The following is a 25,203-nucleotide window of genomic DNA, read 5'->3' on the forward strand; positions in this document are numbered from 1 at the left end:
GCGAACGTCTGGGCGTCCGTCCGGATCCCGGGGAACCGTAACGGCGCAGATCCCCGCCCCACCGCGAAAAAACGTTGCCGTTGCTTCGTTCTGGTGATCCTGTCCCGCCCGGGGTTTGTTCGGCGGATCGGCGGTATTCAGCCGGGTCCGCGCAGCCTCCGGACGGCCCGCCGCGGCCGGAAAGCCGGGCAGTGTGCCACAAAAGGGCCGGGCGGTCACGTCACGTGATCCCGGGGCGTGCCCCCGGGGTCCGCGGAATGGCGCAATGAGGTCAACGGAAAAGGGCGGACCCGCCGCCCGGCACCCCGAACAAGGAGGACAGCCATGGCTGCCCTGATCCCCCTGCGCAAGTCGCTCCTCATCGCCGTCTCCGCCGTCGCCGCGCTCCTCGGCGCCGGATCGGCCCACGCCGCATCGGGCTCCGCCCACCTGGCGAACGACCCCTCCGGAGCGAAGGTGCAACGCAGCAGTCCGGTGAAGAGCACACTCGGTGGCCAGGACACTTCCACCGCGTACGGCTACTACTACGTACAGGGACGCTAGCCCGTGCTGTCGGCCCGCGTGCCGCCCGGCCCTTCCGGGGCCGGGCGGCACGGCAACAGGCGTGCGTTCGAGCGGGACCGCCTCGGCTTCCTGCTCGACCAGCAGCAGTACGGCGACCTGGTCCGCTTCGACGACGACCTGTACCTCGTGAACTCGCCCGTCCTCGCGGAGCAGGTGCTCAAGCACACCAACACCACCTACACCATCGCCCGCGACCTGCTGGGCGAAGCGACCGACGGAAGCCGCGCCTCGGAAGACCTGGCCCGGTGGATGCGGGCCCGCGCCCTCGCCGGACGCGGCCTGAACCGGACCGGTACGCGGGCCGCCGGCGACCGCCTCGCGGCCACCGTCACCCGGCACGCGGACACCTGGCGCGCACGCGGCAGGATCGAGGCGATCCCCGCACTGGAGGACCTCACCGCCCACCTCATCGCGGAATTCTGCCTCGGGCCCGAGACGGGCGCGGTCCCCGACCTCCTGGCCCGTCTGCAGGACGCGCTGCTGCCTCCCGCCCTGCCCCTGCCCGCGCGCTGGCACGCGCCGCGCCGGCGCCGCCTGAGCCGCGCCTCCCGCGACCTCGCCGAAGAGGTCTCCGCGCTGATGCTCCGGCGCCGCACCACACGGCGGGAGGACTCCCCGCCCGCGGTCGCGGACCTGCTCGACACCGCCTGCGAGGAAGGCGCCCTCACCCGCGAGGGCGCGACCAGCGTGATCGTCGCCAACCTGTTCGCCGCCCACGAGACCACGGCCGCCGCGCTCTCCTGGCTGCTCCTCCTCCTCGACCGGCAGCCGCACCTGCGCCGCCGGGTACGGGACGAGGCCGACCGGGAACTCGCCGGGCGGCCCCCCACCGCGGCCGATGTGCCCGGCCTGGCCGTCGCCGGCGCCGTCGTGAAGGAGACCCTGCGGCTCTATCCCCCGCTCTGGCTCGTCCAGCGGACCGTGGAGGAGCCCACCGAGCTCGCCGGCTACCCGCTCCGCCCCGGCCAGCGGGTCGGTGTCAGCCCCTTCGTCCTCCACCGCGACCCGCACCACTACGACCGGCCCGACGCCTTCGACCCGGACCGCTGGATCGAGCGCCCCGACACCCCCCTGCCCAAGTACGCGTTCATGCCCTTCGGCGGCGGACCGCGCAACTGCCTCGGCACCCACTTCGCCACCACGGTCATGACCATCGCCGCAGCGACCCTCACCCGCGACTACCGGATCAGCCAGTCCCCCGGCACCACGACGACCTTCGACACCCGCACCATCCTCCAGCCGCAGGGCCTCGCCCTCGACGTCGCCGACCGCCCCCGCACCTCCGGCCCCCGGTGACGGCCCGGTCGGGGAACCTGCGGGTCGGCGCCTGGTTTCGCGTACGAATCCGCGCCCCGCACCGTCGCCGGCCTTCGTGGAATCGACCAAGACGTGCTTGACCGATCAATCTTCGGCACGTAACTTCGACCGCACCAACTCGAGAGCCACTGGAAGGAGGCGAAGCCGGATGTCGACCATCTCCGCACTGCTTCGCCTCGCACACCAGACCGCCTGGGCTCCGGGTCGGGTAGCACACGGCTGCTGAACGAGCCCCTTTCCCGGCGTGCCCGATCGCGGCCCCGGAGATTTTCCCTCACCCTGTCACCACTTACGGCGCCTCCTTGCGTGCCGGTTCGCCGCGCTCCGGGTCGTAGAGCCGCGGCCACTGAACGAGAAAGCTCCTGCCATGGCAACTTGGACAGTCCGATCGACCGCGCCCCGGAACGGGGACGTGCCGTGGTAGCCGCGCGGATCACGGTCAACGGGAAAGAAACACCGATCGCTCCGGCCGCAGCCCACACCACGGTGCTGGACTTCCTGCGCGACCGCGGCCTCACCGGCACCAAAGAGGGCTGCGCCGAAGGCGAATGCGGCGCCTGTTCGGTGCTCGTCGCCCGGCCGGGGGTGAACAAGCCCACCGACTGGGTGGCGGTCAACGCCTGTCTGGTGCCGGCCCTGGCACTCGACGGGCAGGAGGTCGTCACCTCCGAAGGCCTCGCCACCGTCGACGCGTCCGGCGCACCCACGGCGCTGCACCCCGTACAGGAGGAGATGGCCGTCCGCGGCGGCTCCCAATGCGGTTACTGCACACCGGGGTTCATCTGCAGCATGGCCTCCGAGTACTACCGGCCCGACCGCTGCGCACACGCGTCCCCGGCTGCCGGGGAGACCGCGGACCCGGCCGAGGGCACCGACCCGGAGCACGGCCCGAACGGCTTCGACCTGCACGCGCTGAGCGGAAACCTGTGCCGCTGCACCGGCTACCGTCCGATCCGCGATGCCGCCTTCGCCGTGGGCTCGCCCACCGAGGACGACGTCCTGGCACAGCGCCGCGAGCAGTCGCCGCCCGAGGCGGCCGCCACCGAATACGCCCAGGACGGGAGCGAGTTCCTGCGTCCCGGCACTCTCGCGGAGACGGTACGACTGCTGCGCGAGCGGCCCGGGGCGGTCGTGGTCGCGGGCAGTACCGACTGGGGCGTGGAGGTGAACATCCGTTCCCGCCGGGCCGATTGCGTGGTCGCGGTCGACCGGCTCCCCGAACTGCGGGAGCTGCGGGTCGAGTCCGGGCACATCGAGATCGGGGCGGCGCAGACGCTCACCGAGATCGAACGCCGGCTCGACGGCAGCGTCTCGCTCCTGGCGGAGCTGTTCCCGCAGTTCGCGTCCCGGCTGATCCGCAACAGCGCCACCCTCGGCGGCAACCTGGGGACCGGCTCCCCCATCGGTGACAGCCCGCCCGTGCTGCTCGCGCTGGAGGCCTCGCTGCTGCTGGCCGGCGCGGACGGTGAGCGCGAGGTCCCCCTGGCCGAGTACTTCACCGGCTACCGGCAGAGCGTGCGCCGTCCCGGCGAGCTGATCCGCGCGGTGCGCATCCCGCTCCCGCTGTCGCCCGTCACGGCCTTCCACAAGATCGCCAAGCGGCGCTTCGACGACATCTCCAGCGTCGCGGTCGCCTTCGCCCTCGACATCGAGGACGGGATCGTCCGCAAGGCGCGCATCGGCCTGGGCGGCGTGGCCGCCACCCCGATCCGCGCCCTCTCCACCGAGGCGGCCCTGGAGGGCAACGCCTGGACGGCGCAGACCGTCGAGGCCGCGGCCCGGATCCTGCGGGCCGAGGGCACCCCGATGGACGACCACCGCGCCAGCGCCCTCTACCGCTCCGCGATGCTCGGCCAGAGCCTGCACAAGCTGTACGCGCGAACCACCGAGGCGGCGAAGTCATGAGCCAGTTGTCCCAGCGTCCCGAGAAGCCCGTCGTCGGGGTTTCGATGCCGCACGAGAGCGCGAACCTGCACGTCACCGGTGCTGCGCTCTACACCGACGACCTGGTCCACCGCACCAAGGACGTCCTGCACGCCTACCCGGTCCAGGTCATGAAGGCCCACGGCAGGATCACGGCGCTGCGCACCGAACCGGCGCTCGCCGTGCCCGGTGTGGTCCGCGTACTGACCGGGGCCGATGTGCCCGGCGTCAACGACGCCGGAATGAAGCACGACGAACCCCTCTTCCCCGACACGGTCATGTTCCACGGCCACGCGGTCGCCTGGGTCCTGGGCGAGAGCGTGGAGGCGGCCCGGCTCGGTGCGGCGGCCGTCGAGGTGGAACTCGACGAACAGCCCTCCGTGATCACCTTGCGGGAGGCGATCGAAACCGGGAGCTTCCACGGCGCCCGGCCCCTGATGGTGACCGGTGACGTGGACGCCGGCTTCGAGGACTCCGCGCACGTGTTCACCGGCGAGTTCCAGTTCTCCGACCAGGAACACTTCTACCTCGAAACGCACGCGGCGCTCGCTCTCCTCGACGAGAACGGGCAGATGTTCGTCCAGAGCAGCACCCAGCACCCCTCGGAGACCCAGGAGATCGTCGCCCACGTACTCGGCCTGCACAGCCACGAGGTGACGGTGCAGTGCCTGCGGATGGGCGGCGGCTTCGGCGGCAAGGAGATGCAGCCGCACGGGTTCGCGGCCGTCGCCGCGCTCGGCGCCAAGCTCACCGGCCGGCCGGTCCGCGTACGGCTCAACCGGACCCAGGACCTGACCATGTCCGGCAAGCGCCACGGGTTCCACGCCACGTGGAAGATCGGCTTCGACGCCGAGGGCCGCATCCAGGCCCTGGACGCCACGCTGACCGCCGACGGCGGCTGGAGCCTGGACCTGTCCGAGCCCGTGGTGGCCCGCGCGCTGTGCCACATCGACAACACCTACTGGATCCCCAACGCGCGCGTCGCCGGCCGCATCGCCAAGACCAACAAGGTCTCCAACACCGCCTTCCGCGGTTTCGGCGGACCCCAGGGCATGCTGGTGATCGAGGACATCATGGGCCGGTGCGCGCCGCAGCTCGGCCTGGATCCGATGGAGCTGCGCGAGCGCAACTTCTACCGGCAGGGCCAGTCGACGCCGTACGGGCAGCCCGTCCCCTACCCCGAGCGGATCTCCGTCATCTGGCAGCAGGTCAAGGAGGACGCCGCGCTGGCCGAGCGGGGGCGCGAGATCGCGGCCTTCAACGCCGCGCACCCCCACACCAAGCGGGCGCTCGCGATGACCGGGATCAAGTTCGGCATCTCCTTCAACCTCACCGCCTTCAACCAGGCCGGCGCCCTGGTGCTGGTCTACAAGGACGGCTCCGTCCTGATCAACCACGGCGGCACCGAGATGGGGCAGGGCCTGCACACCAAGATGCTGCAGGTGGCCGCGACCACGCTGGGCATCCCGCTGCACAAGGTGCGGCTGGCCCCGACGCGCACCGACAAGGTGCCCAACACCTCGGCGACCGCCGCCAGTGCGGGTGCGGACCTCAACGGCGCGGCGGTGAAGAACGCCTGCGAGCAGATCCGCGAGCGGCTGCTGCAGGTGGCCGGCACGCAGCTGGGTACGAACGCCTCGGACGTGCGCATCGTCGAGGGCGTCGCGCGCGCCCTCGGCAGCGACAAGGAGCTGGCCTGGGACGACCTGGTGCGCACCGCGTACTTCCAGCGGGTCCAGCTCTCGGCGGCCGGCTTCTACCGGACCGAGGGCCTGCACTGGGACGCCAAGGCGTTCCACGGCTCGCCGTTCAAGTACTTCTCCTACGGTGCGGCCGCGACCGAGGTGGAAGTGGACGGTTTCACGGGCGCGTACCGGATCCGGCGCGTGGACATCGTCCACGATGTCGGCGACAGCCTCTCCCCGATGATCGACATCGGTCAGGTCGAGGGCGGTTTCGTCCAGGGCGCGGGCTGGCTGACGCTGGAGGACATGCGCTGGGACTCCGGCGACGGACCGAACCGCGGCCGCCTGCTCACCCAGGCGGCGAGCACGTACAAGCTGCCGAGCTTCTCGGAGATGCCCGAGGAGTTCCACGTCAGGCTGCTGGAGAACGCCACCGAGGAGGGCGCGGTCTACGGGTCCAAAGCGGTCGGTGAGCCCCCGCTGATGCTGGCCTTCTCCGTACGGGAGGCCCTGCGGCAGGCGGCCGCGGAGTTCGGGCCCGCCGGGATCAGCGTGGAGCTGGCCTCGCCGGCCACGCCCGAGGCGGTGTACTGGGCGATCGAAGGGGCCCGCCGGGGCGGTGCGCCGCTCGGCGACGGGCCGGCGCCCGAGCGCAGCGGGGTCCTCGCCGACGCAAGCGCTTCGAGCAATGTCTGACATGAGCTGGGTCGCCGCGGTCGCGCGGTTGCGGGCACGCCGGGAAGCCGGGGTGCTCGTGACCGTCGCGGCCGTGCGCGGCCACGCGCCCCGGCGGGCCGGTGCCAAGCTCGTGGTGGGACGGACCGGGACCTGGGGTTCGATCGGCGGCGGCAACATCGAGGCCGTCGCCATCGACCGGGCGCGCGAACTGAGCGGCGCGGCCGATCCGGAGCCGGAGCTGATGGAGTTCGCCCTCAACGACAAGGTCACCAGCCGGCACGGTGTGCAGTGCTGCGGCGGAGCCGTCACCGTGCTGCTCGAACCGCTGCCGGTGGTCCAGGCCGTGGCCGTCTTCGGCGTCGGGCACGTCGGACTGGAACTGGCGCGGATCCTGGCCCGCCAGGACCTCGACCTGCACCTCGTCGACAGCCGCCCCGACATGCTCACCGAGGAACGGCTCAGTGTGCTCGCCGACGCGGTGGCGCAGGTGCACGTGCACCACACCCCGCTGCTTCCGGAGACGGTGCTCGGGGAGCTGCCGCCCGGCACCCACGTCCTGATCATGACGCACGATCACGCCGAGGACGCCGCGCTGTGCGACGCCGCCCTGCGCACCGACGGTCTCGGCTCGATCGGTCTGATCGGCTCGTCCGCGAAGTGGGCGCGGTTCCGGCAGCGCCTGGCCACCGAGGGCGGTCACGACGCCGGCACCATCGACCGGATCACGACGCCGATCGGGCTGACCGAGATCACGGGCAAGGAGCCCGCCACGATCGCGGTGAGCGTCGCGGCGGACCTGCTCCGCACCTTCGAGCGGGACCGTCATTGGGCGGGCCCGGTCCCCGGCCCGGTCCCTGGCCCGGCCCCGGCCCCGGTCCCGGACACGATGGCCGAGGTGGCGTACCCGACGGCGGCGGGCGGCGCATGAGCCCCCCGGCCCACGCGCCGCCGGCCGCCGGGCCGGGCGGTCTCGCGCGCTCAGTTCGCGGCGGCCCGCGCCGGGCGCCTGAGCAGGTAGCCGGCCGCGGTCAGGACGAGCACCGCCATGCAGCCGATGAACACCAGTCCCGCACCCTCCAGCCCGAGGGGGCCTTCCAGTACGCCCACCCCGATCACGGGCAGCGAGATGCCGGTGTACGCGACCAGGAACAGGGTGGAGATCACCGCTGCCCGCTGGTCCGCGGGAGACGCCCCGGCCACCGCGGACAGTGCCCCGCGGAAGGCCAGCCCCTGCCCCAGTCCGCCGACGAGGGCGCTCAGCACCACCAGCGCCAGCAGGTCCCACCACAGCGCGCCCGCGAGCAGCGCCAGTCCGGCGAGGAGCGCGGCGCACCCGAGCGGCAGCGAGCGCTCCAGGCCGACACGGCCGACCGCCAGCTGGCCGGCGGTCGAGGCGAAGAAGGCCAGTGCGACGACCAGTCCGCTCAGGGCGCGGTTGTGCACGTCCAGGGACTGCGCGAGGAACGCCGGGCTGACGGAGGTGAACACGCCGAACAGGGCGAAACCCACGAACGCGGCGATCGCGGCCGGCCCGAACACCGCTCGCACCTGCGGGGGCAGCGCGGGCCGCTGCGGTCGTACGGTGCTCAGCGGCCGCCGCTCACGGACCGTCTCGGGAAGCCGCAGCAGGACCACGGCCGCGACCGCCACGAGCGCGAGGTGCACCACGAACGGCAGGTACAGCGGCCAGGAGGCGTACTGCGAGAGGACTCCGGCGAGCAGCGGACCGCAGCCCAGTCCGCCCATGTTGGCGGCCGTCGCCACGAACGTGGCCCGCGCGGCGCCGCCGGGCGGTGCCAGCTCCATCACGTAGGCCGTGGCGGCCCCGGTGAACAGGCCGGCGGACAGGCCCGACAGCAGCCGGCCCGCGTACAGCCAGGGCATCCCGTCGGCGCACAGGAAGCAGACGGCGCTCAGCGCGGCGAACCCCAGACCCGCCAGCAGGACCGGCCGGCGGCCCACGGCGTCCGAGGCATTGCCCGCCAGCAGCAGTACGCCGATGACTCCGAAGGCGTACACGGCGTACACCACGGTCACCATCAGCGCGGAGAAGCCGAACTTCTCCTGGTAGAGCCCGTAGAGGGGGGTCGGCAGCGTGGTGCCGGCCATGCACACGGCGAACACCGCCCCGCTCAGCAGGCACCGGCTCCAGCCTTGTCGATCAAGGTCCATGCGGCCGACCGTAACCCGGGAGCACCGACTTCGCGTCAGTACACCAGCTTGTACGTCACGTCTTTGGGGACCGGGTCCGGTGCGGTGTCGGTGTAGAGGAGCCGGATCGTGGTGAAGCGCCGGAGATCCGGGTGCTCGGGCCAGGCCTGCGGATCGCTCAGGGTCACCTTGACCGGGTAGGCGTGGAAGCGGCCGGCGGCGCAGTACGGGCGGCAGTCGTTCACCATGTCGGTGCCGGTGGCCGTGGCGCCGGACTGCCCCCAGGTGTCCCAGCGGAGCCGAACGAGCCGGTTGTTTCCGTCGCCGCAGGCCAGGAGGTACTCCTGGGGGCGCATCTGGGCCTGCTCGAAGCAGTCGACGACCACGACCGGGTCCTGTGAGACCGGGGTCCGGGCCGGGGCCGCGGCGCCGGTGTTCGCCGAGGCGGGGAGCACGGCCGCCGTCATCGCCGCCACCGCGCACAGCAGGGTGGCGGTCCGCACCTTGCGCCGGGACGCGGTGCGTCGGGATGCGTCTGCGGGGCGGCCACCTGCGGAAACGTTCACGGAAGACCTTCCTCGCCACTCTGCGTGCCGCCGGCACCACCGGGGTACTCCCAGCTTCCCCCATGGGGGTGAAGCTCGCACCCGCGGGAACCGCGGGTGCGAGCGGCCGGGTCACTTGCGCAGCAGGGCGCAGACGAAGTCCTCCTGGACCTCCCTGACCTGTTCCAGCAGGTCGGGGTTGATGGTCAGGGACGTCTGCGTGGTGATGGAGAAGGTGATCGAGCGCCGGCCGTCCGCCGAGGCCGCCGCGAACTGCGTGTAGCCGGCGGTGTTGCCGGTGTGGCCGTACACCGTTCCGCAGCGCGTGGTGTAGCGGAAGATCGCCAGGCCCGCCTCGGTGCGGCCGGGGCCGGGGGGCTGGGACAGGGCGCCGGGGATGAACCGGAACTGCTGGCGCCGGGTGCGCTCCGAGACGAGGGCGCCGCCCGCGTAGCCCCGGATGAAGGCGGTCAGGTCCTTCGGCGTCGAGACGATGCCGCCGGACGCCCAGGCCCCCGAGGCGCCCACGGCCTCGCTGACGTCGACGGGCCCCTCCTGCGGGTCGATCTGGTAGCCGTGGAGGTAGGGCTCGGGCAAGCGGTACCCCTGGGGCAGGCTCGTGGCCCGCATGCCCAGCGGCTCGTAGACGAGCTCGCGCAGCAGCGTCTCGTACCGGCGTCCGGTGGCGGCCTCGGCCATGAGGGCGATGGCGATGTTGTCGGAGTTGGAGTACGCGTAGCGACTGCCCGGCTGGAAGGCGAGGTCCTGGTCCGCTACGAACTCCAGCAGGCGGCGGGAGTCGAAGCGGTGGCGGGGGTCCTGGGAGATGATGTCGAAGAACCCCTGGGAGGCCGAGTAGTCGGGCAACCCGCTGGTGTGGTTCAGCAATTGACGAAGCGTCACTCCGTGCCACGCGGACGGCTGCCCGGGCAGCACCTCTCCGATCGTGTCGTCGAGGTGCAGCCGGCCGCGGTCGACGAGCCCGAGGGCCACCGCTCCGCTGAAGGCCTTGGCGACGCTGGCGATCCGCATGTGGTCCGTGGCCCGCGGCGGCCGGCCGCTCTCCACGTCGCCGACGCCCGCCCGGTAGACCTCCGTACGGTCGCCGTCGCGCAGGACGGCGATGACCCCGGGGGGACCGTCGGGCCGCTCCACCAGCTCGCGCAGCTCCTTGTGGAGGGCGGACCCGGCGGGCGGATTGCGGTCCGCTCCGGCCTGTGCGGGCTGCACGGAGACGGCGAGCAGGGCGCCGCACGCGGCGGTGGCGGCGGCCAGGCGCAGCGACGGACGGATCCGGCCGGATTGGCCGTGCGGGCGTCGGGACACGGAGGTACCTCCCGGGGAAGACGGACGCGGTGGCCCACGATGACAGGGGCCGCACCGGCGCCGGCGGCGACGCGGCCGCACGCCGGCGGGCCTTGGCCCATCCGGCCCTGGCGGTCCGGCGCGGCGGCGGGGCCGGGGCTGCGGCTCCCCGGGGCCGCCCCGTCACCTACCTCGGCGGCCACGACGCCGGGCCGTGACCGCGGGGCCCCGGCCCGCCCTCCCCCGGCGCGGACCTACCAGACGGGAATGGGCGCGGGCGCCTCCGTACCGAGGTCCGGTGCGTCGCGGAGTTCGACGGTGGTCCCGGACCGGTGGAGTTCGAGGATCACCAGGGTGTTCTCGCCCGCCCGCCACAGGGGGCCCGGTGCGTACAGCGTCTTCTGCGGGCCCCGCTCCCAGAACCTGCCCAGGGCGAAGCCGTTCAGCCAGACCACGCCCTTGGTCCATCCCGGGAGGGCGATGAACGCGTCCGCTGCGGAGTCCAGTTCGACGGTGACCCGGTGGAACGAGGGGCCTTGCGGGAGCGCGCCGTGGCCGAAGTCGAGTCCGGACAGGTCGTCGAGGGGAAGCGGCCTGATCTCCCAGCCGAACTGGTACTGGTTGTCCAGCCTGACCCCGTCGCGGATGCCCTTGCGATCTGCCAGCAGGGGCCCGTAGTTGATCCGCCCCTGGTTCTCCACCAGGATGTCGAGCTCCGCGCCTCCGTCGGGCACGGAGACGGGCAGGGCCGCGAGCGGTTCGTCCCGCTCCAGGAGCCCGATCCCCCGTCCGTCCAGGAACACTTGGGCCCGGTCGGCCAGGCCGTCGATGCGCAGCGCCGCCTCGGGCAGGGGTCCGCGGAGGCGGGTCCGGTAGTGGATCAGGCCCAGGGACTGGCCGGCCTCCTCCATGGTCAGCGGCTCGACGTGGTGCACGGGCTTGGAGAGCGCGTCCAGGGAGTCGGCCAGCGAGACGCGTCCGTCGACGGAGAGGAGCCGGGGAACCACGCGGGGGAGCAGAGCGGGGGGTTCATGGGTGACGGGGCCGGTGTGCCGGGCGATGACCTCGCGGAAGAGGTGGAACTTCCGGGTGAGTTCGCCGGCCTCGCCGACGGGGGCGTCGTAGTCGTAGCTGGTGACGTCGGGCTGGTAGGTGGTGCCGTCGTGGTTGGCGCCGTTCCACCAGCCGAAGTTGGTGCCGCCGTGGCCCATGTAGATGTTCACCGAGGCGCCCGCGGCGAGCAGGCTGTCCAGGGTGGCGGCGGCATCCTCCGGGTCGCGCGTGTGGTGCGGCTCGCCCCAGTGGTCGAACCAGCCGTGCCAGTACTCCACGCAGACCAGCGGCCCCTGCGGCTGGTACGCGCGCAGGGTCGCGAGCGAGCTCTCGGGGCGCGAGCCGAAGGTCCCGGTGGTCAGCACGCCGGGGATGCGCCCGCCGAGCTGGAACCCGTGGTCGGCGCCGTCGGTGGTGAACAGCAGGCAGTCGATGCCCCGTCGGACCAAGCCGTCGCGGAGGTGTTCCAGATAGCCGGTGTCGTTGCCGAAGCTGCCGTATTCGTTCTCGACGCCCACCGCCACCACCGGCCCGCCCCGGCTGCCGAGGAGGGGGGCCAGTACGGGGGCCAGGGTGTCGAACCACGCGTCGACCGCGGCCAGGTAGGCGGGGTCGCGGCGGCGGATCCGGATGGTGCGGTCGGCCAGCAGCCATCCGGGCAGTCCGCCGAAGTCCCATTCGGCGCAGATGTAGGGGCCCGGCCGGACGATGACGTCGAGGCCCAGGTCGCCGGCGGTGCGGATGAAGGCCGCCACGTCGTTGGGTCCGTCGAAGGAGAACGCGCCGGGGCTGGGCTCGTGGACGTTCCAGGCCACATAGGTCTCGATGGTGTTCACGCCCATCGCGCGCAGGCGCAGCAGGCGGTCGGCCCAGAGGTCCGGGTGCACCCGGAAGTAGTGGATGGCCGCGGAGACGATCCGGTGCGGGTGGCCGTTCCGCAGGAAGCCGGTCTCGTCCGTGGCCAGCGTCGTGATCGACGGCGTGACGGGAGTCGCGACCGGCTCCGTGACGGGAGTCGCGGTCGGCGTCTCAGTCGGCGTCGCGGTCGGCGTCTCGGTCGGCGTCTCGGTCGCCGTCGCGGTCGGCGGGTGGGGTGGCTTCACGTGTGCGCTCTCTTTCGGTGACTTCCGGTGGTGCTCGACTCGTCGGCCGACAGGGCCCGGCAGAAGGAAAGCCCCCCATAGAAAGCGCTTTCTACGGGCCTCTGATCACGCTAGGCTGAAGCAGCCCGAGGGGTCAAGGGAGATCGCATGCGGGAGAGGGTGGACGAGCGGCACAAGAGGGCGCTGCGGCTGGTGCGGGAGCACGGGAGCGTGCGGGTGTCCGACCTCGCCACCGAGCTCGGAATCTCCGTGGAAACCGCTCGCCGCGACGTCGCGGCGCTCTCCGACGCGGGGCTCGTACGGAGACTGCACGGGTCGGCGCTGTGGCCGACCGCGCGCCTGAGCCCCCGTGAGGCACGCCTTGCGCGCGAGGCGCCCCCGGTCGCACCCCGCGGGCTCGTGCTCGGGATGGTGGTCCCGGCGGCCGGCTACTTCTACCCGTCGGTCATTCGCGGTGCCCGGGACGCGGCTGCCGATGTCGGCGCCCGGCTGCTCGTCGCGACCACCGAGTACGACAGGGACCGGGACAAGACGCGCATCGACACCCTCATCGAGGCGGGCGCCACCGGACTGCTGCTCACCCCCAGTTGGGGCATGGACGGCCCGGGCCCCGGCGACCTCCAGGAGCTCGCGGACCTGCCGGTCCCCGCCGTGCTGGTGGAGCGGCACGTACCGGCGGGCTCGCCCGGAGCGGAGATCGACCGGGTCAGCTCGGCCCATGCGGACGGCGCCGCCGCCGGCGTACGCCATCTGGCGGCCCTCGGCCATCGCCGCGTGGCCCTGCTGTCCCGCGCCACGCACACCTCGCCCGCCCTGCGGCAGGGGTACCGCGCCGCGGCCGGTTCCCTCGGCCTGCCCGAGGACGACCTCTCCCCGGCCGGAGGGCTGGAGCCCGGCGGGGCCGATCACTTCGAGCGGCGCCTCGACCGGCTGCTCGGACTCGCCTCCGCGGGCGAGGTGCGCGCCGCACTCGTACACCCCGACTCCGCCGCGATCGACCTGCTCCAGCGGCTGACCGCGCGGGGCCTGCGCGTGCCGGAGGACTTCTCGATCGTCTGCTACGACGACGAGTTGGCAACGCTGGCGGACGTGCCCCTGACCTCGGTCGGACCCGTCAAGGGCGCGGTCGGCGAAGCAGCGCTGAACCTGCTGCTGCGGCGGCTGGAGAACCCCGGGGCCGAGAGTTCGCACGTCGCGCTGCTGCCACGGCTGAAGGTGCGGAACTCGTGCGGCGCCCCGGTGACCGCTTCTTGACCGAATGAGAGCGGAGCATTGACTTCCGGTCACCGGAATCGAAGTGTGGCCAACCAGCGAGACCAACGCCGCACCGGATTCCGCCGCACCAGATTGGTTCCTCCATGACTTCTTCCGCCTGGCCCCGCCGTACCTTCCTGCACGCGGCAGGGGGCAGCGCCCTCGCGCTGGGGCTCACGGGATGGGCCACCCTCCCGGCCGCGGCGGCCGAAACGGCCACCACCGGCGAGGAGTTCGCCGCCCTGCGCGCGAAATGGCGGGACCTGATGCTGGGCACCGGATTCAGCCCGACGGCCGAACCCTTCAGAACACTGCTCGCCAACCTCGGCGCCACGGCCCGCGGACACCTCTCCACCATGGCCCCCGCCGACGGCTCCCTGTGGCCCGGCGTGATCTGGACCGACCCGGATCCGGACCTCGACGCGGAGTCGTACGCCTTCTCGGCCCGTATGAACGACAGCTACACCAGGCTGAACGTCATGGCCCAGGCCTTCTGCCAGCCCGGAACCGGGCTCACCGCAGACCCCGCCCTGCTGGAAGCGGTCATCACCGGACTCGAACACGTCCATGACCAGGTGTACAACCCGGCCACCGTCCCGTACGGCAACTGGTGGAACTGGCAGATCGGCTCCCCGCAGGCCCTCATGGACACCTGCGTACTGATCCACGAGCACCTGACGGAGGACCAGAGGGCCAGGTTCTGCGCGGCCGTGGACCACTTCCTGCCCGATTCGGCCGTGGCCTCGTACACCGGAACCAGTACCGGCGCGAACCGTGTCGACCTGTGCCGCGGCATCATCCTGCGCGGGGTCGTGGGCGAGAACCCCGACAAGATCGCTCTGGCCGCCCGGGCCCTGGCCCCCGTCTTCCCGTACGTCACCTCCGGCGACGGCTTCTACGCCGACGGCTCCTTCATCCAGCACACCTCCGTCCCGTACATCGGCGGTTACGGCTCGGTGCTGCACGACGGCGTGGGCCGGATCCTCGCGCTGCTGCGCGGATCCGCCTGGCAACTGGCTGATCCCCACACCCAGCTCTTCCTCGACACCGTGGAATCGGCCGTCGCACCGTTCATCTACAACGGCCTGATGATGGACAACGTCTCCTCCCGGGGCATCAGCCGCCAGGGCGGCAGCGACCACCTGCGCGCCCACGGCCTCCTCGCCACTCTCGTCCTCCTGGGCCAGGGCGCCTCCCCCGAGGAGAACGCGCGGTGGCGCGCCATGGTCAAGGGCTGGCTCCGGCGGGACTACCACTACCCCGCGCTCAAGAACCCGGGCCTGAGCCTGATCCGGGCCTCCCTGCTACAGGCCCTGCAGGACGACACCACGGTCACCGCGGCTCCCGAGCCCGTGGGGCACCGGCTGTTCCACAACATGGACCGGGTCACCCACCGGCGCCGCGGCTGGGCGGCCTCGGTCAGCATGGCCTCGAACCGCATCGCACACTACGAGTTCGGCAACGGCGAGCACGCCCGCGGCTACCACACGGGCGCCGGCTGGCTGTCCTGGTGGGGCAGCGACTTCGGCCTGGAGCAGTACTCCGACGCGTACTGGCCCACGGTCGACCCGTACCGGCTGCCCGGCATCACCGCCTCCCGCAAGCCCCTCGCCGACGGGCAGGGCGGCAACTGGGGCGGTCCCCGCCCGGACGCGGCCTGGGTCGGCGGCACCACCGACGGCGAGTTCGGCGCCACGGGCCAGCACCTCAAGGGTCTGGCCGGCACGATGAGCGCCAAGAAGTCCTGGTTCTGGCTGGACGACTCCATCGTCTGCCTCGGCGCCGGCATCGGCTCCACCGACGGGTTCCCCGTCGAGACCACCATCGACAACCGCCACCTCGGCACCACCGGCGCCCCCACCCTGATCGTCGACGGCAGGCAGCAGCCGGCCACGCAGGGCTGGACGGCCACGTTCGAGGACGCCGGGTGGGCGCACATCGAGGGCCAGGCCGGCTACGTCTTCCCCGCCGGGACCAGGCTCGAAGCCGTACGCGAGGAACGCACGGGCGCCTGGAAGGACATCAACACCGGCGGCTCCGCCGACCCGATGACCCGCCGCTACCTCACCCTGTTCACCGACCACGGCACGGATCCCGTAGCCGCCGGCTACGCCTACGTCCTCCTGCCCGGCGCCAGCGCCCGGACCACCGAGCAGCGCTCCTGCGACCGGGGCCGGCTGAAGATCCTCGCCAACACCGCCGACCAGCAGGGCGTACGCGTCTCCAGGCTCGGCTTCACCGCCGTCAACTTCTGGACGCCGGGCACCGTGGACAAGATCACCACGAACGCCCTCGCCTCCGTCCTGATCCGGGAGAACCGGAACGGAACCGCGACCGTCGTCGTCTCGGACCCCGCCCGGCAGGCGACCTCGCTGCAGGTCCGGTGGAACCGCCGCGTCTCCAAGATCCTCTCCAAGCCGTCCACCGTCACGGGGGCCACGACGGGCGATGCGCTGACCCTCACGTTCGGCGACCTCAGGGGCGCGGCCGGAGCACCGCAGACCATCACCGTCCGACTCGGCTGAACCGCCGGGCAGGTGGGGCCCACCGAGGGCGGCGGGCCCCACCACCGATGGGTTGACAACGTTGCCAGCCCATTCCTTCCACGCCCTTCTCCCCACTCCCCCACTCCCCCACTCCCCAGGAGGACACCATGCAACGAAGCAACGTCCGACTCCTCGCCCCCACCGCCCTGGCCGCCGTGCTCACCGCCGCGACGACGTCACCCGCGCACGCCGCGGTCGAGTGGGACGGCGACGCGGACAACGGAGGGACCGCCGTCTTCGCCACGGTCGTGTGCGACGACCCCTCGTACGTCTACCAGCCCGACTGGAACGACGGCCGCGGCACGATCTTCGCGTTCACCAAAGCGGTGGGCTCCGAACGCTGCGAGGGACTCGGCATCGCCGGCCGGACCCTGACCGAGGACAGAACGTACTGGTTCGGCTGGGAGTCCATGACCAAGACGGGGAACGCGCAGACCGTCTTCCAGTGGAAGTCGTGGGGCACCGATGCGGAGCAGGACCAGAACTACCCCGTGCTGATGAAGGTGGAGGACAGCCTGCTGAAGATCTGGTACGTCGCACCGGGCGAGGAATGGATCGCCGCCGGCAGCATCCCCTGGACCCCGGGCACCTGGAACAAGATCGAGCTCGGCATCAACGCCCGCTCGTCCACCGGCGGTTCCTTCGCCCTCTACGTCAACGGCCAACTCGTGGTCGACCGACACGACGCCCGGACCTGGGACCTCAAGGGCAACGTGCCCCGCTGGGGGACCTACGGCTCGACCATCACCGGCGTCGAGTCGGTCAACTGGGTCGACGGACTCAAGATGGGCACCACACGCGAGGACGTCGACTGAGCGGCTACTGCGAAAGCAGCTGAAACTGCGGGGTGTTCGGCCCGCACCCGGCCCGATCGCTGCCGCGAGCCAGCGCCGGTAAGGAAGCAACGAGCGTTCCACTGTTGGCGCAGTCCGCGGGGCGGTCTGCGATGTGACGCTCGCAGACCGCCCGGTACGCCGGGAAGCGCAGAGCGATCTCGGAAAGCCTGGCAATCATCTCCGTACGTGTGGGCAAGGGGTAGTACTCGTGGTGCAGTGCGATGCTCAGCCGAACGGCGTCGTCTGCCTTCCGTACCCACTCGTCCAGAGTGGACTTCATGGAGGCACCGTTGTCCGTTCCCGACCACGCCGCAACGTTCAGGAACACGATCGCCTGTTCTGTCGACGCCTGGCCGGCCTCCACTGCCGCGGCAACGATCTCGGCGACATCGTCGGCGCCGTAGGCATCAATCAGGTCGTCCACACGGTCGAACAGCTCGTCAGGGAGGTCGACATCATCCCGTTCCGACCATTGCACGGCACACAGCCGGCCAAGCGCCTCGCCCACTACTGACGTCGCCATCAGGCCCCCTGTTGCTCGCCGCTAAGACGGACAGTAGCCGGACCAGCTGCGGGCAACCGCCCCTTTATGACGGCTACCCGCAGTGATCCGAAAGAGCCGGCCCGGCCGTCCCCCTCGAATCTTGCCGGTCAGGGGCCCGGGCCTCACTCGTCGAGGAAGAAGCCGGGATCGCGTACCGCGAGGGACCCGGCCATCGCACGTAGGTCGGCGTCGGCGGAAACCGAGGACGGCAGGATCAGGTAGCCGAAGGTGCCGCTGAACTCGTCGGCCGCCACGAGGTACAACCGGTAGCCGTCCAGGTCGGGGGCCAGCAACGGGGCCTGGGAGAGGGTGAGTTTGCCCATCCTGATACCGCCGCCGTGCTCACACCATGAGTACGGATACCCATCCGCCCGGACCCGGCGGGAGTTCCGCGTGGACGCCCCGACGGGGGACACCGTGGGTACGGCCTCCTTGGCGCCGCGGGAGCGCGAGGGAGAGCCTCCGCAGGGAGCTCAGGATCAGGTGCCGGACGCCCCGGTGCTGCCGAGGTGTTCCGTAGGGCCGGCGAAGGACAGGAACAGGGTCCGGGTGGTGAGCAGCCAGGTTCCGGCCACCCGTCGGAAGGTGTCCTCGTAGTGCCCCACCTGAGTCGGGGGCCGGGGTGGCACCAGGCCCCCGGAGTGGCCGTCGACCCGGTACGTGGCGAAGTAGGCGGTGGCGGTGGCCGTGTCCGGGGAGGTCACGGTGACCAGGACGTTGGTGCACATGCGGCGCGACAGGCGGTCCTCGGGGCGGCCGCCGAAGTAGTCGCGAAGGGCCTCGCGGCCCGTGATGCGGCGGTCCCCGGCGGGCCATTCCCAGATCCCGTCCGGCGTGAACAGGTCCGCCACCGAGCCCGGGTCCCCGAGGTCGAGGCGGTGGACGAACTCGGTGATCAGTCGCTCGCACGCGCGCTCGGCCAGCAGGTGTTCCATCGGATCCAGAGTGCTTTCGACATCCATGATCAACTCTTAGCAGAGCCGAGCGCGGAGGCGAAGCTTCCCCGGACGTACTCGGATGGCCACGGCCGGGGGGCCGCAGGTCCGATGGTCACTCCGTCACGATGCGTCCACGCCGCCGCCTCAACCCGTACCGGATGGCCTAACGTCTCTGGCCCTCGTTCCCGACATCGACCAGCATGGGGGGCGGTGGGACCGGCGGACGGGATGGGCACGCATGCGCGCCACTGATGGCAACCAGGATTCTCCCTTCGCTGTCACGAACACGGCCGCGGCGCTGTTCGACGGTGCCGGGACGGTCGTGGCCTGGACGCCGGCCGCCGAGGCCCTCCTGGGGCGCCGTTCCGCGGACGTGTGCGGGCGGCCGGCGCGGGAGCTCCTCGCGGACCCGGGCAGCTGGGAAGCGGTTCTGGCTCAGGAGAGAGAGCAAGGGGAGGCCGGGTGGGAGGGCCGGGCCGTGCTGCGGCACGGGTCGGGGGGCGAGGTGGAGATCGGCTTCCGCGCCGTTCCGCTGGACGACGGTGCGCGGGGGAATCCGGCCCGCTGCCTCGTGCTCGGCGCACCCCTGGAGCGCGTCGCCCAATGGCGGCAGGACCACGCCTTCACGCAGGAACTGTTCCTGCAGGGCCGAGTGGGCCTGGCCGTCTTCGATGCGGACCTGCGCCTGCTCCGGACGAACACGCACCTGCTGCCGTACTCCGGGGTGCCCGTCGAACTGACCGGCCGGCGCCTCGCCGACTTCTTGCGGGCCGAGGACGCGCGGATCATCGACGACCGGCTGCGGGAGGTCCTGCGCAGCGGGAACCCCTTGATCGGTTTCAACACGACCGCGCGCACCTTGGACGACTCGAGAGGCGGCCGGGTCGTGACCATCCAGGCATTCCGGCTGCAGGAACCGGACGGACGTCCGATGGGTGTGGCGACGGTGTTCACCGACGTCACCGACCACGAGCGCTCGCGCGGGCGCCTGGACCTGCTGTACCGCGCGACCGGGGCGCTGGGCGGTTCGCTGTCCGTCCTGCGTACCGTCGAGGACCTGGTCGGGATCCTGGCGCCCGCGTTCGGTGATCGTGCCGCGGTGGATCTCGCCGAGACCGTTCTGACCGGGGGCGAGCCCGCCGCTGACGGGCATCCCCCGCTGCCGCTGATCCGGGTGGCCGTCGCCGGAGCGGAAGCGGGCGTGCCGCGTACGGGTACGGCGCTCTTCGCCGCGGTGCGGGAGTGCCGGGGAGAGCTGGTCAACGGTCTCGGAGCCCGGTCCACGGGGTCCGAAGGGTCCGGGCAGGAGGCTGCCCCGGAGTGGGCGGCTGCCGTACCGGGTGCGCATTCGGCGATGACGGCGCCGCTGTGCGTTCGGGGCGTCGGGTTCGGCAGGATCACGCTCTGGCGGACGGGGGACGCTCCCCCGCTGGACGGGGACGACCTGGCGCTGCTGGAGGAGATCGCCGCCCGCGCGGCCGTCGCCGTGGACAACGCGCGGCGGTACACCAAGGAACGCCGCACCGCCGTGGGCCTGCAGCGCAGCCTGCTGCCGCCTGCCACCTCGGAAACGCCGGCGCTGGAAGCCGCCGGCCTCTACCTGCCCGCCGACGCGGACAGCGGGGTGGGCGGCGACTGGTTCGATGTCATCCCCCTGTCGTCGGCCCGTGTCGCCCTGGTGGTCGGGGACGTCGCCGGTCACGGGCTGCACGCCACGGCCATGATGGGACGCCTGCGCAGCGCCGTACGTGCGATGGCGGACCTGGAGCTGGAACCCGAGGAACTGCTGGCGCACGTCGACGACATGGTCCTGCAGGTCGCCGCCGAGGCGGAGAGCGAGGACGCGGAGGACGGTGACGCGGGCACGCCGCCGCGCAGCGGGCCGGCCGGTGCCACCTGTCTGTACGCCGTCTACGACCCGGTCACCCGCAGGTGCGTGATGGCGAGCGCCGGGCACCCGCCTCCGGCCGTGGTCGGCCCGGACGGAACCGTGGAGTACGTCGAGCTGAGCCCCGGCCCGCCCCTGGGGGTCGGCGGCTGGCCCTTCGAGCCGGTCGAACGCGAGCTGCCTCCGGGGAGCGTCCTCGCCCTCTACACCGACGGCCTGATCGAACGCGGAGCGGGGGACATCGACGAGGGCATGCGCGACCTGGCGGACCGCCTGCTGCGCGCGGACGTACTCGGCCGGCCGCTGCGGCAGGCCCGGCACGACATCGTGGAAGGGCTGCCGCCGGGGCGGCTGAAGGACGACGTCACCCTCCTGCTGGCCCGTACCCGGGTGGTGGACGGCGGCTCCGTCGCGACATGGCTGCTCGACGCCGACCCGGCGGTCGTCGCCGACGCGCGCCATCTCGTCCTGGAACAGCTCACCGCCTGGGACCTCGACGAGCTGGCCTTCAGCACGGAGCTCATCGTCAGCGAGCTGGTCACCAACTCCATCCGTCACGCCGGTGGCCAGGTCCGGCTCCGGCTGATCCGGGCGGACACGCTGACGTGCGAGGTCTCGGACTCCAGCAACACGCAGCCGAGGATGCGGCGGGCGAGGAGCCACGAGGAGGGCGGGCGCGGCCTGTACATCGTCGCCCAGCTCTCGCACCGCTGGGGCAGCCGCTACACCGTGGGGGGCAAGACCGTCTGGTCCGAACAGGCCCTGCCCCCCGCCTGACGGGCCGGTCGCTACGGAGCGGCCGCCACCGGCATGACGTGTCCCAGCAGGCCCTCCTTCACGTAAGGCCCCTCGCAGTCGGCCCTGTTGGAGACGAAGTGGTCGAACACCGAAGGTGCGTAGCACCGGTAGAGGGGCAACGATCCCGGTACCGCCTTGGTGTACGCGTATCCGACCGCGCCGAGGGGCTGTTGGCCCTCGCATCCCGGGTCGGCGGTCAGCAGCGAGTGGTTCGCCGCCTTGCATTCGTAGAGCCTGACCGTGCCGGGCGCGGGGTCCCGCAGCACCTTCCAGACCCCCTCGTGGGTGAACCCGGCGGGCAGGGAGCGGGAGGACGCCAGGTGCCCGGCGTGGGGGCGGTGGCCGCGGACCAGGGGTACGTACGGGGTGGTGTGGCCGGCGGCTCCCGCCCAGGTGCGCAGGTAGCCCTCGGCTCCCCGCATGAGCTCGTCCACCACGTCCTGGCCGCCGGTGACGCGGATGTCCTCGATCCAGTCGGGTACGAGGCCGTAGTGGGTGCCGCCGCCGTCGGTGTTGACGTCCCAGACCCGCGATCCGGTGACCTGCCGGTCGAGGACCGAACCGCCGTCGGGGCTGCGGAAGGGGTAGCTGACGGGGTTCCCGGCCGCGGCCCGGGGGCCGGGGAGCCAGGCGAAGCCGTTCATGTCCGTGCCGATCCCGTACCCGGCACCGTACTTGGCGCGCAGGGCGGCGTGCCTGCGCGCCTCGGCGGTGAAGGCGGGGGCCTCGTACATGTGGCCCGTGATGAAGCCGCCCAGGCGGTAGACCCGCTCGGTCCAGCTGTCGTCCATCCAGCCGTGGGTGGACAGCACGCCGGAGTAGCGTTCGGCTTCGAGCACGCGCAGCGCCTGGTTGGCCGCCTTGACGCTCATGTGGTCGATCTCCAGCATCATGTTGCGCTGGGTCATGCCCAGTACCGCGTACTCGCCCAGGGCGGTCAGGCCACGACGGTTGCACTGGGCGCCCGCGGCCTGCAAGGAGGCGCCGTACTCAGGCAGTTCGGCCCCCTCCGGCAGGGCTTCCCGGATCCGGGCCTCCGCCTCGGCCTGGGACATGCCGGTGTCCCCGGCCGTCTTCGCGGCGCCCGCCTCCGCATGGCCCGCCTCCTGGCCCTCGGCGGCCAGACCGAAGCCGATCGGGTTGTCGTGCTCGGCGCCGGGGCAGGGCTCCGTGCTCCAGAAGGTGCCCGTCGACAGGAACTGGCCGACGTTGATGGCCATGCCCTGGGTGCCCGAGTCGAACCGGACTCCGCACAGGGCGTTGTCGAACTTGTGGCACAGGAACATGCTGCGCACGCCCAGCCGGTGCAGTTCGTCGAGGCCGCGGTCGATGTCGGCCATGGTGCAGCGGGCGCCGTCCAACACCTGTTTGCAGCCGAAGGGTTCGGAGGTCTCCACCCCGAGGACGACGGCGAGCTTGCCCTCCTGGATGACCTTGCGGGCCTGGCCGGGCTCGGTGACGACCCGGAACCAGCCCTTGCCGGCGCCGCCGTACATGGCGTCGACATGATCCTGGAGCTCGTACGTCTTCTGGATCTGGAGCCTGATCGCGGTCATCTCGTCGCAGCCGCGGTCCTTGAAGAAGTAGAGCGAGCAGATGACGCCGTTGGTGACCATGTCGTTCACCAGGATCCGCTGGCCGCCCCGCCAGGCGCGCTCCACCCAGGCGTAGTACGTCTGCTGGTGGGTGGCGGAGTCGTGGGCCGGCCAGTCGCGGAACGTCGGCCAGCCGGTCGGGTCGTGCCGGCCGTCACCGCCCTTGGTGATCATGTCGAAGAGGGCGAGGACGCCGTTCGGGTAGTGCTCGGGGCAGTCCTTGAGGGCGTCCGCCGCCCCCGCCGCGGAGAAGACCTTTCCGCAGACCAGCCGTCCTCCGAAGCCCTCGTTGGACATCAGGTGGACGTGCCCGTCGACGTATCCGCGGACCCGTCCCTGGGCGTCGGTCCCGGTGAACGGCTCGCCCGTGACGTTGACCTGCGAGTCCGGGGCCGGACGCGCCACGGGCTCCCACCACTGCGGGCCGGCCGTGGCGCCGGCGGTCGACGGGCCGAGCAGCAGGGTGATCAGTGCGAGGACCAGGCCGGTTAACAGGTACCGGCTTCGCCCGAGGGCTCTTCGTCGGTTCATCCCCATCCCTTTCTCCTTCACGATGCGTTCGTGGCATGGCGTGGTGGCGTGCCGCGGCAGGGCGTGGCACGCCACGGGCGCGGGCCGGGGCCGGAGGCCGACCCTAGGAGCCGGCCCGCGGCGCCGTCATTGACTGCGGCGGCCAACCCGTTGACTCTCCGGACCGGCCCCGGTGTCGTCCCGCGGGCGGTGTTGACGGGGGGCGTGCGCCCGCATTGACTGACCGATGTGTCAGCCACCGAGCCGCCCTTCGTCACCGCGTGCTACGCCCTCGCCGTCCTGAGCGCCACGGTGGAGGACTCCGGCGGGGCGGCCGCCCGGACCTTGCCCACGGACCGGCCGGACCAGCCGGATCGGACGGACCAGCCCGACCGGCCGGCGTTCGGCGAGATGCAGGCCCTGTGGGACGACGTGCTCGGCGCCGTGGGCGCCGGCCCGCACACCGGGCTCCTCGCGGGCGACCGCATCAGGCCCGAGGGCCTGCACATCCTGGGCCACCTCGTCCTCACCTGCGCCAGCCTCGCGGACGCCGCGTGGGCGGCCGAGCGCTACCACCCCCTGATGAGCCGGTCGGGCAGGGTGACCCTGCACCGCCAGGACGGCGTCGGCCGGGTCTGCTACCGGCCGACCGTCGACCCGGCGGCCATGCACCCCCAGCGGGTCGAGGCGATCGTCAGCAGCATGGTGCGGGCGGGCCGCTGGATCGCCGGCGACGGCTGGGCGCCCCTGGCCGTGTCGTTCGCCCACCCCCGCAGGGGCTCGGCGGAGCCCTACGCCCACGTCCTGGGCTGCCCCGTCGCCTTCGACGCCCCGGAGACCGCGATCACGGTCGCCGACGAGGACCTCGACCGGCGCCGCCCCCTCTACGACCCGGCGCTCGACGCCCTGCACCGGGCCTACGCCGACCGCCTCCTGCAGAAGCTGTCCGGGACCGTGACCGTCGCCGAGCGCGTACGGCAGTGGCTGGAGGACACCGCGCTCCAGGACGCGGGCCCCGAGGGCCCCGCCAAGGAGCTCAGCCTCAGCGTCCGGACCCTGCGCAGGGCCCTGCAGGCGGAGGGCACCTCGTGGCGCACGCTCCTCGACACCGCCCGCCACGACCGGGCCGGAAGGCTGCTGGATGCCACGGACCTGCCGCTGGACCGGATAGCACCGCTCGTCGGCCTGAGCGGTGCGACGGCCCTGGTCCGCGCCTTCCACCGGTGGGAGGGCATGCCTCCGGGGGCGTACAGGAGCCGGCAGCGGCCCGCGTCCGCGGATCCCCACGGGGCCGGCCGGGGGTGAGGAGGGTCACCGCGGGCGGCGCCCCGGCCCGCCGCCCGCGTTGCTAGATTGTCCGGCGGCCGACCCGATCCACGAGGCCCCGGACGAGATGCGCCGTACCCGGTTACGCACGACGACGCGCGAGGTGCCGCACGAGCGGCGCCTTCCGCTGTCCGCACCCGGGCAGCGTCCTCGTCGAGCAAGATGGGCCTTACGCCATGACCGTGCCACTCACCCGCAGCCTGTACCGGACGACCGCGCACGCAGCCGGAGGCCGTACCGGGTCCGTCCGCACCGACGACGGCCGCCTGGACGTCCGCCTGGCCCCGCCGCGCAAGAAGGTCCCGGGCACCACCAACCCCGAGCAGCTGTTCGCGGCCGGTTTCGCCGCCTGCTTCACCTCCGCGCTCGCGGAGGTCGCCGCCGAGTTCGGGGCGGACGCCTCCGCCGCGCGCGTGGCGTGCGAAGTGCAGCTCGGCACCACGGACACGCCCGCGGGCTACGGCCTCGCGGTGGCCCTCACCGTCAGCCTGCCCGGGTGGCGGGCGGCGGACCTCCAGCCGCTGCTGCACCGGGCGGACGCCGTCTGCCCCTACTCGCAGGCCGTACGGGGCAACGTACCGCTGACGCTCCTGGCCCTGGACGACCTCGCTTCCGCCGACGGGGCCTGAGCAGCCGCTACGGTG

At 72.3% G+C, this 25,203-nt stretch carries 20 protein-coding genes and 1 riboswitch; of the genes, 12 read left to right on the forward strand and 8 right to left on the reverse strand.

All coding sequences use genetic code 11. From position 1 onward, the window contains the following. The first annotated feature begins 324 nt into the window (after nucleotides 1-324). From OHA37_RS03555 to xdhC, 5 genes are all read left to right on the forward strand, one after another. Entirely contained in the window at nucleotides 325-543 is a 219-nt protein-coding gene (locus tag OHA37_RS03555) for a hypothetical protein (RefSeq protein WP_266902346.1), read from the forward strand. A 3-nt stretch (nucleotides 544-546) separates the two neighbouring features. Then, nucleotides 547-1,860, forward strand: coding sequence for a cytochrome P450 (locus OHA37_RS03560; RefSeq protein WP_266902348.1), 1,314 nt, complete (start codon nucleotides 547-549; stop codon nucleotides 1,858-1,860). Nucleotides 1,861-2,298: 438 nt separating this feature from the next. Continuing rightward, a complete protein-coding gene (locus OHA37_RS03565; protein ID WP_266912481.1) occupies nucleotides 2,299-3,786 on the forward strand; it encodes a xanthine dehydrogenase small subunit in 1,488 nt (495 codons plus the stop codon). After that, nucleotides 3,783-6,185: a xanthine dehydrogenase molybdopterin binding subunit gene (gene xdhB / locus OHA37_RS03570; RefSeq protein ID WP_266902350.1), complete on the forward strand. Its 2,403-nt coding sequence runs from the start codon at nucleotides 3,783-3,785 to the stop codon at nucleotides 6,183-6,185. The genes OHA37_RS03565 and xdhB overlap by 4 nt, the downstream gene beginning before the upstream one ends. Nucleotide 6,186: 1 nt before the next feature. Next, the gene (gene xdhC, locus OHA37_RS03575; protein WP_266902352.1) at nucleotides 6,187-7,095 is read left to right on the forward strand and encodes a xanthine dehydrogenase accessory protein XdhC; all 909 of its coding nucleotides are present in this window, start codon (nucleotides 6,187-6,189) and stop codon (nucleotides 7,093-7,095) included. A gap of 50 nt (nucleotides 7,096-7,145) precedes the next feature. Here xdhC and OHA37_RS03580 read toward each other — a convergent pair whose 3' ends face one another. The 3 genes from OHA37_RS03580 to OHA37_RS03590 all read right to left on the reverse strand — a co-directional run bounded on the left by OHA37_RS03580 (nucleotide 7,146) and on the right by OHA37_RS03590 (nucleotide 10,189). Next, the gene (locus tag OHA37_RS03580; RefSeq protein WP_266902354.1) at nucleotides 7,146-8,339 is read right to left on the reverse strand and encodes an MFS transporter; all 1,194 of its coding nucleotides are present in this window, start codon (nucleotides 8,337-8,339) and stop codon (nucleotides 7,146-7,148) included. A 35-nt stretch (nucleotides 8,340-8,374) separates the two neighbouring features. Continuing rightward, nucleotides 8,375-8,884 (reverse strand): hypothetical protein, encoded by a 510-nt coding sequence (locus tag OHA37_RS03585; protein ID WP_266902356.1) that lies wholly within the window; start codon nucleotides 8,882-8,884, stop codon nucleotides 8,375-8,377. A 111-nt stretch (nucleotides 8,885-8,995) separates the two neighbouring features. Next, nucleotides 8,996-10,189, reverse strand: coding sequence for a serine hydrolase domain-containing protein (locus OHA37_RS03590; protein WP_266902358.1), 1,194 nt, complete (start codon nucleotides 10,187-10,189; stop codon nucleotides 8,996-8,998). Between the two features lie 29 nt (nucleotides 10,190-10,218). Between OHA37_RS03590 and OHA37_RS03595 the strand changes: the two genes are divergently transcribed. Beyond that, a complete protein-coding gene (locus tag OHA37_RS03595) occupies nucleotides 10,219-10,386 on the forward strand; it encodes a hypothetical protein (protein WP_266902360.1) in 168 nt (55 codons plus the stop codon). A 36-nt stretch (nucleotides 10,387-10,422) separates the two neighbouring features. On the opposite strand, the gene OHA37_RS03600 is transcribed toward OHA37_RS03595, so the two are convergent. Continuing rightward, complete coding sequence (locus tag OHA37_RS03600; protein WP_266912483.1) at nucleotides 10,423-12,195, reverse strand: glycoside hydrolase family 35 protein; 1,773 nt, start codon at nucleotides 12,193-12,195, stop codon at nucleotides 10,423-10,425. A 276-nt stretch (nucleotides 12,196-12,471) separates the two neighbouring features. On the opposite strand from OHA37_RS03600, the gene OHA37_RS03605 reads away from it, so the two are divergent. The 3 genes from OHA37_RS03605 (at nucleotide 12,472) to OHA37_RS03615 (ending at nucleotide 16,939) form a co-directional block, all read left to right on the forward strand. Continuing rightward, complete coding sequence (locus OHA37_RS03605) at nucleotides 12,472-13,578, forward strand: substrate-binding domain-containing protein (protein WP_266902362.1); 1,107 nt, start codon at nucleotides 12,472-12,474, stop codon at nucleotides 13,576-13,578. A gap of 104 nt (nucleotides 13,579-13,682) precedes the next feature. Further along, nucleotides 13,683-16,103 carry a polysaccharide lyase 8 family protein gene (locus OHA37_RS03610; RefSeq protein ID WP_266902364.1) on the forward strand — a complete coding sequence of 807 codons (2,421 nt, stop codon included), beginning with the start codon at nucleotides 13,683-13,685 and terminating at the stop codon, nucleotides 16,101-16,103. Nucleotides 16,104-16,231: 128 nt separating this feature from the next. Continuing rightward, complete coding sequence (locus OHA37_RS03615; protein ID WP_266902366.1) at nucleotides 16,232-16,939, forward strand: heparin lyase I family protein; 708 nt, start codon at nucleotides 16,232-16,234, stop codon at nucleotides 16,937-16,939. 4 nt (nucleotides 16,940-16,943) lie between these two features. Here the strand turns inward: OHA37_RS03615 and OHA37_RS03620 are convergent, their stop codons facing one another. The 3 genes from OHA37_RS03620 to OHA37_RS03630 form a co-directional block, all read right to left on the reverse strand. Further along, nucleotides 16,944-17,483: a hypothetical protein gene (locus OHA37_RS03620; protein WP_266902368.1), complete on the reverse strand. Its 540-nt coding sequence runs from the start codon at nucleotides 17,481-17,483 to the stop codon at nucleotides 16,944-16,946. A gap of 143 nt (nucleotides 17,484-17,626) precedes the next feature. After that, nucleotides 17,627-17,827, reverse strand: a complete 201-nt coding sequence (locus OHA37_RS03625; RefSeq protein ID WP_266902370.1) for a hypothetical protein — start codon at nucleotides 17,825-17,827, stop codon at nucleotides 17,627-17,629. Nucleotides 17,828-17,983: 156 nt separating this feature from the next. Then, entirely contained in the window at nucleotides 17,984-18,466 is a 483-nt protein-coding gene (locus OHA37_RS03630) for a nuclear transport factor 2 family protein (protein ID WP_266902372.1), read from the reverse strand. A gap of 214 nt (nucleotides 18,467-18,680) precedes the next feature. On the opposite strand from OHA37_RS03630, the gene OHA37_RS03635 reads away from it, so the two are divergent. Beyond that, a complete protein-coding gene (locus tag OHA37_RS03635; RefSeq protein WP_266902374.1) occupies nucleotides 18,681-21,107 on the forward strand; it encodes a SpoIIE family protein phosphatase in 2,427 nt (808 codons plus the stop codon). Between the two features lie 11 nt (nucleotides 21,108-21,118). Here the strand turns inward: OHA37_RS03635 and OHA37_RS03640 are convergent, their stop codons facing one another. Further along, entirely contained in the window at nucleotides 21,119-23,254 is a 2,136-nt protein-coding gene (locus OHA37_RS03640) for a hypothetical protein (RefSeq protein ID WP_266902376.1), read from the reverse strand. A gap of 228 nt (nucleotides 23,255-23,482) precedes the next feature. Here OHA37_RS03640 and OHA37_RS03645 point away from each other — a divergent pair, with 228 nt between their 5' ends. Further along, nucleotides 23,483-24,538 carry an AraC family transcriptional regulator gene (locus OHA37_RS03645; protein WP_266902377.1) on the forward strand — a complete coding sequence of 352 codons (1,056 nt, stop codon included), beginning with the start codon at nucleotides 23,483-23,485 and terminating at the stop codon, nucleotides 24,536-24,538. Nucleotides 24,539-24,596: 58 nt separating this feature from the next. After that, nucleotides 24,597-24,660, forward strand: a riboswitch (guanidine-III (ykkC-III) riboswitch). 75 nt (nucleotides 24,661-24,735) lie between these two features. Further along, nucleotides 24,736-25,188, forward strand: coding sequence for an Ohr family peroxiredoxin (locus OHA37_RS03650; RefSeq protein ID WP_266902380.1), 453 nt, complete (start codon nucleotides 24,736-24,738; stop codon nucleotides 25,186-25,188). Nucleotides 25,189-25,203: the final 15 nt, after the last annotated feature.

The sequence above is a fragment of the Streptomyces sp. NBC_00335 genome, from assembly GCF_036127095.1.
GTDB lineage: Bacteria > Actinomycetota > Actinomycetes > Streptomycetales > Streptomycetaceae > Streptomyces.

Bases quoted from the DNA above. Each gene is read 5' to 3' on its own strand.
- OHA37_RS03640 (WP_266902376.1), bottom strand. From the start codon at position 23,254: ATGAACCGACGAAGAGCCCTCGGGCGAAGCCGGTACCTGTTAACCGGC.
- OHA37_RS03615 (WP_266902366.1), top strand. From the start codon at position 16,232: ATGCAACGAAGCAACGTCCGACTCCTCGCCCCCACCGCCCTGGCCGCC.
- OHA37_RS03610 (WP_266902364.1), top strand. From the start codon at position 13,683: ATGACTTCTTCCGCCTGGCCCCGCCGTACCTTCCTGCACGCGGCAGGG.
- OHA37_RS03580 (WP_266902354.1), bottom strand. From the start codon at position 8,339: ATGGACCTTGATCGACAAGGCTGGAGCCGGTGCCTGCTGAGCGGGGCG.
- OHA37_RS03630 (WP_266902372.1), bottom strand. From the start codon at position 18,466: ATGGATGTCGAAAGCACTCTGGATCCGATGGAACACCTGCTGGCCGAG.
- OHA37_RS03635 (WP_266902374.1), top strand. From the start codon at position 18,681: ATGCGCGCCACTGATGGCAACCAGGATTCTCCCTTCGCTGTCACGAAC.
- OHA37_RS03650 (WP_266902380.1), top strand. From the start codon at position 24,736: ATGACCGTGCCACTCACCCGCAGCCTGTACCGGACGACCGCGCACGCA.
- OHA37_RS03555 (WP_266902346.1), top strand. From the start codon at position 325: ATGGCTGCCCTGATCCCCCTGCGCAAGTCGCTCCTCATCGCCGTCTCC.
- OHA37_RS03620 (WP_266902368.1), bottom strand. From the start codon at position 17,483: ATGGCGACGTCAGTAGTGGGCGAGGCGCTTGGCCGGCTGTGTGCCGTG.
- OHA37_RS03625 (WP_266902370.1), bottom strand. From the start codon at position 17,827: ATGGGCAAACTCACCCTCTCCCAGGCCCCGTTGCTGGCCCCCGACCTG.
- xdhC (WP_266902352.1), top strand. From the start codon at position 6,187: ATGAGCTGGGTCGCCGCGGTCGCGCGGTTGCGGGCACGCCGGGAAGCC.
- xdhB (WP_266902350.1), top strand. From the start codon at position 3,783: ATGAGCCAGTTGTCCCAGCGTCCCGAGAAGCCCGTCGTCGGGGTTTCG.
- OHA37_RS03605 (WP_266902362.1), top strand. From the start codon at position 12,472: ATGCGGGAGAGGGTGGACGAGCGGCACAAGAGGGCGCTGCGGCTGGTG.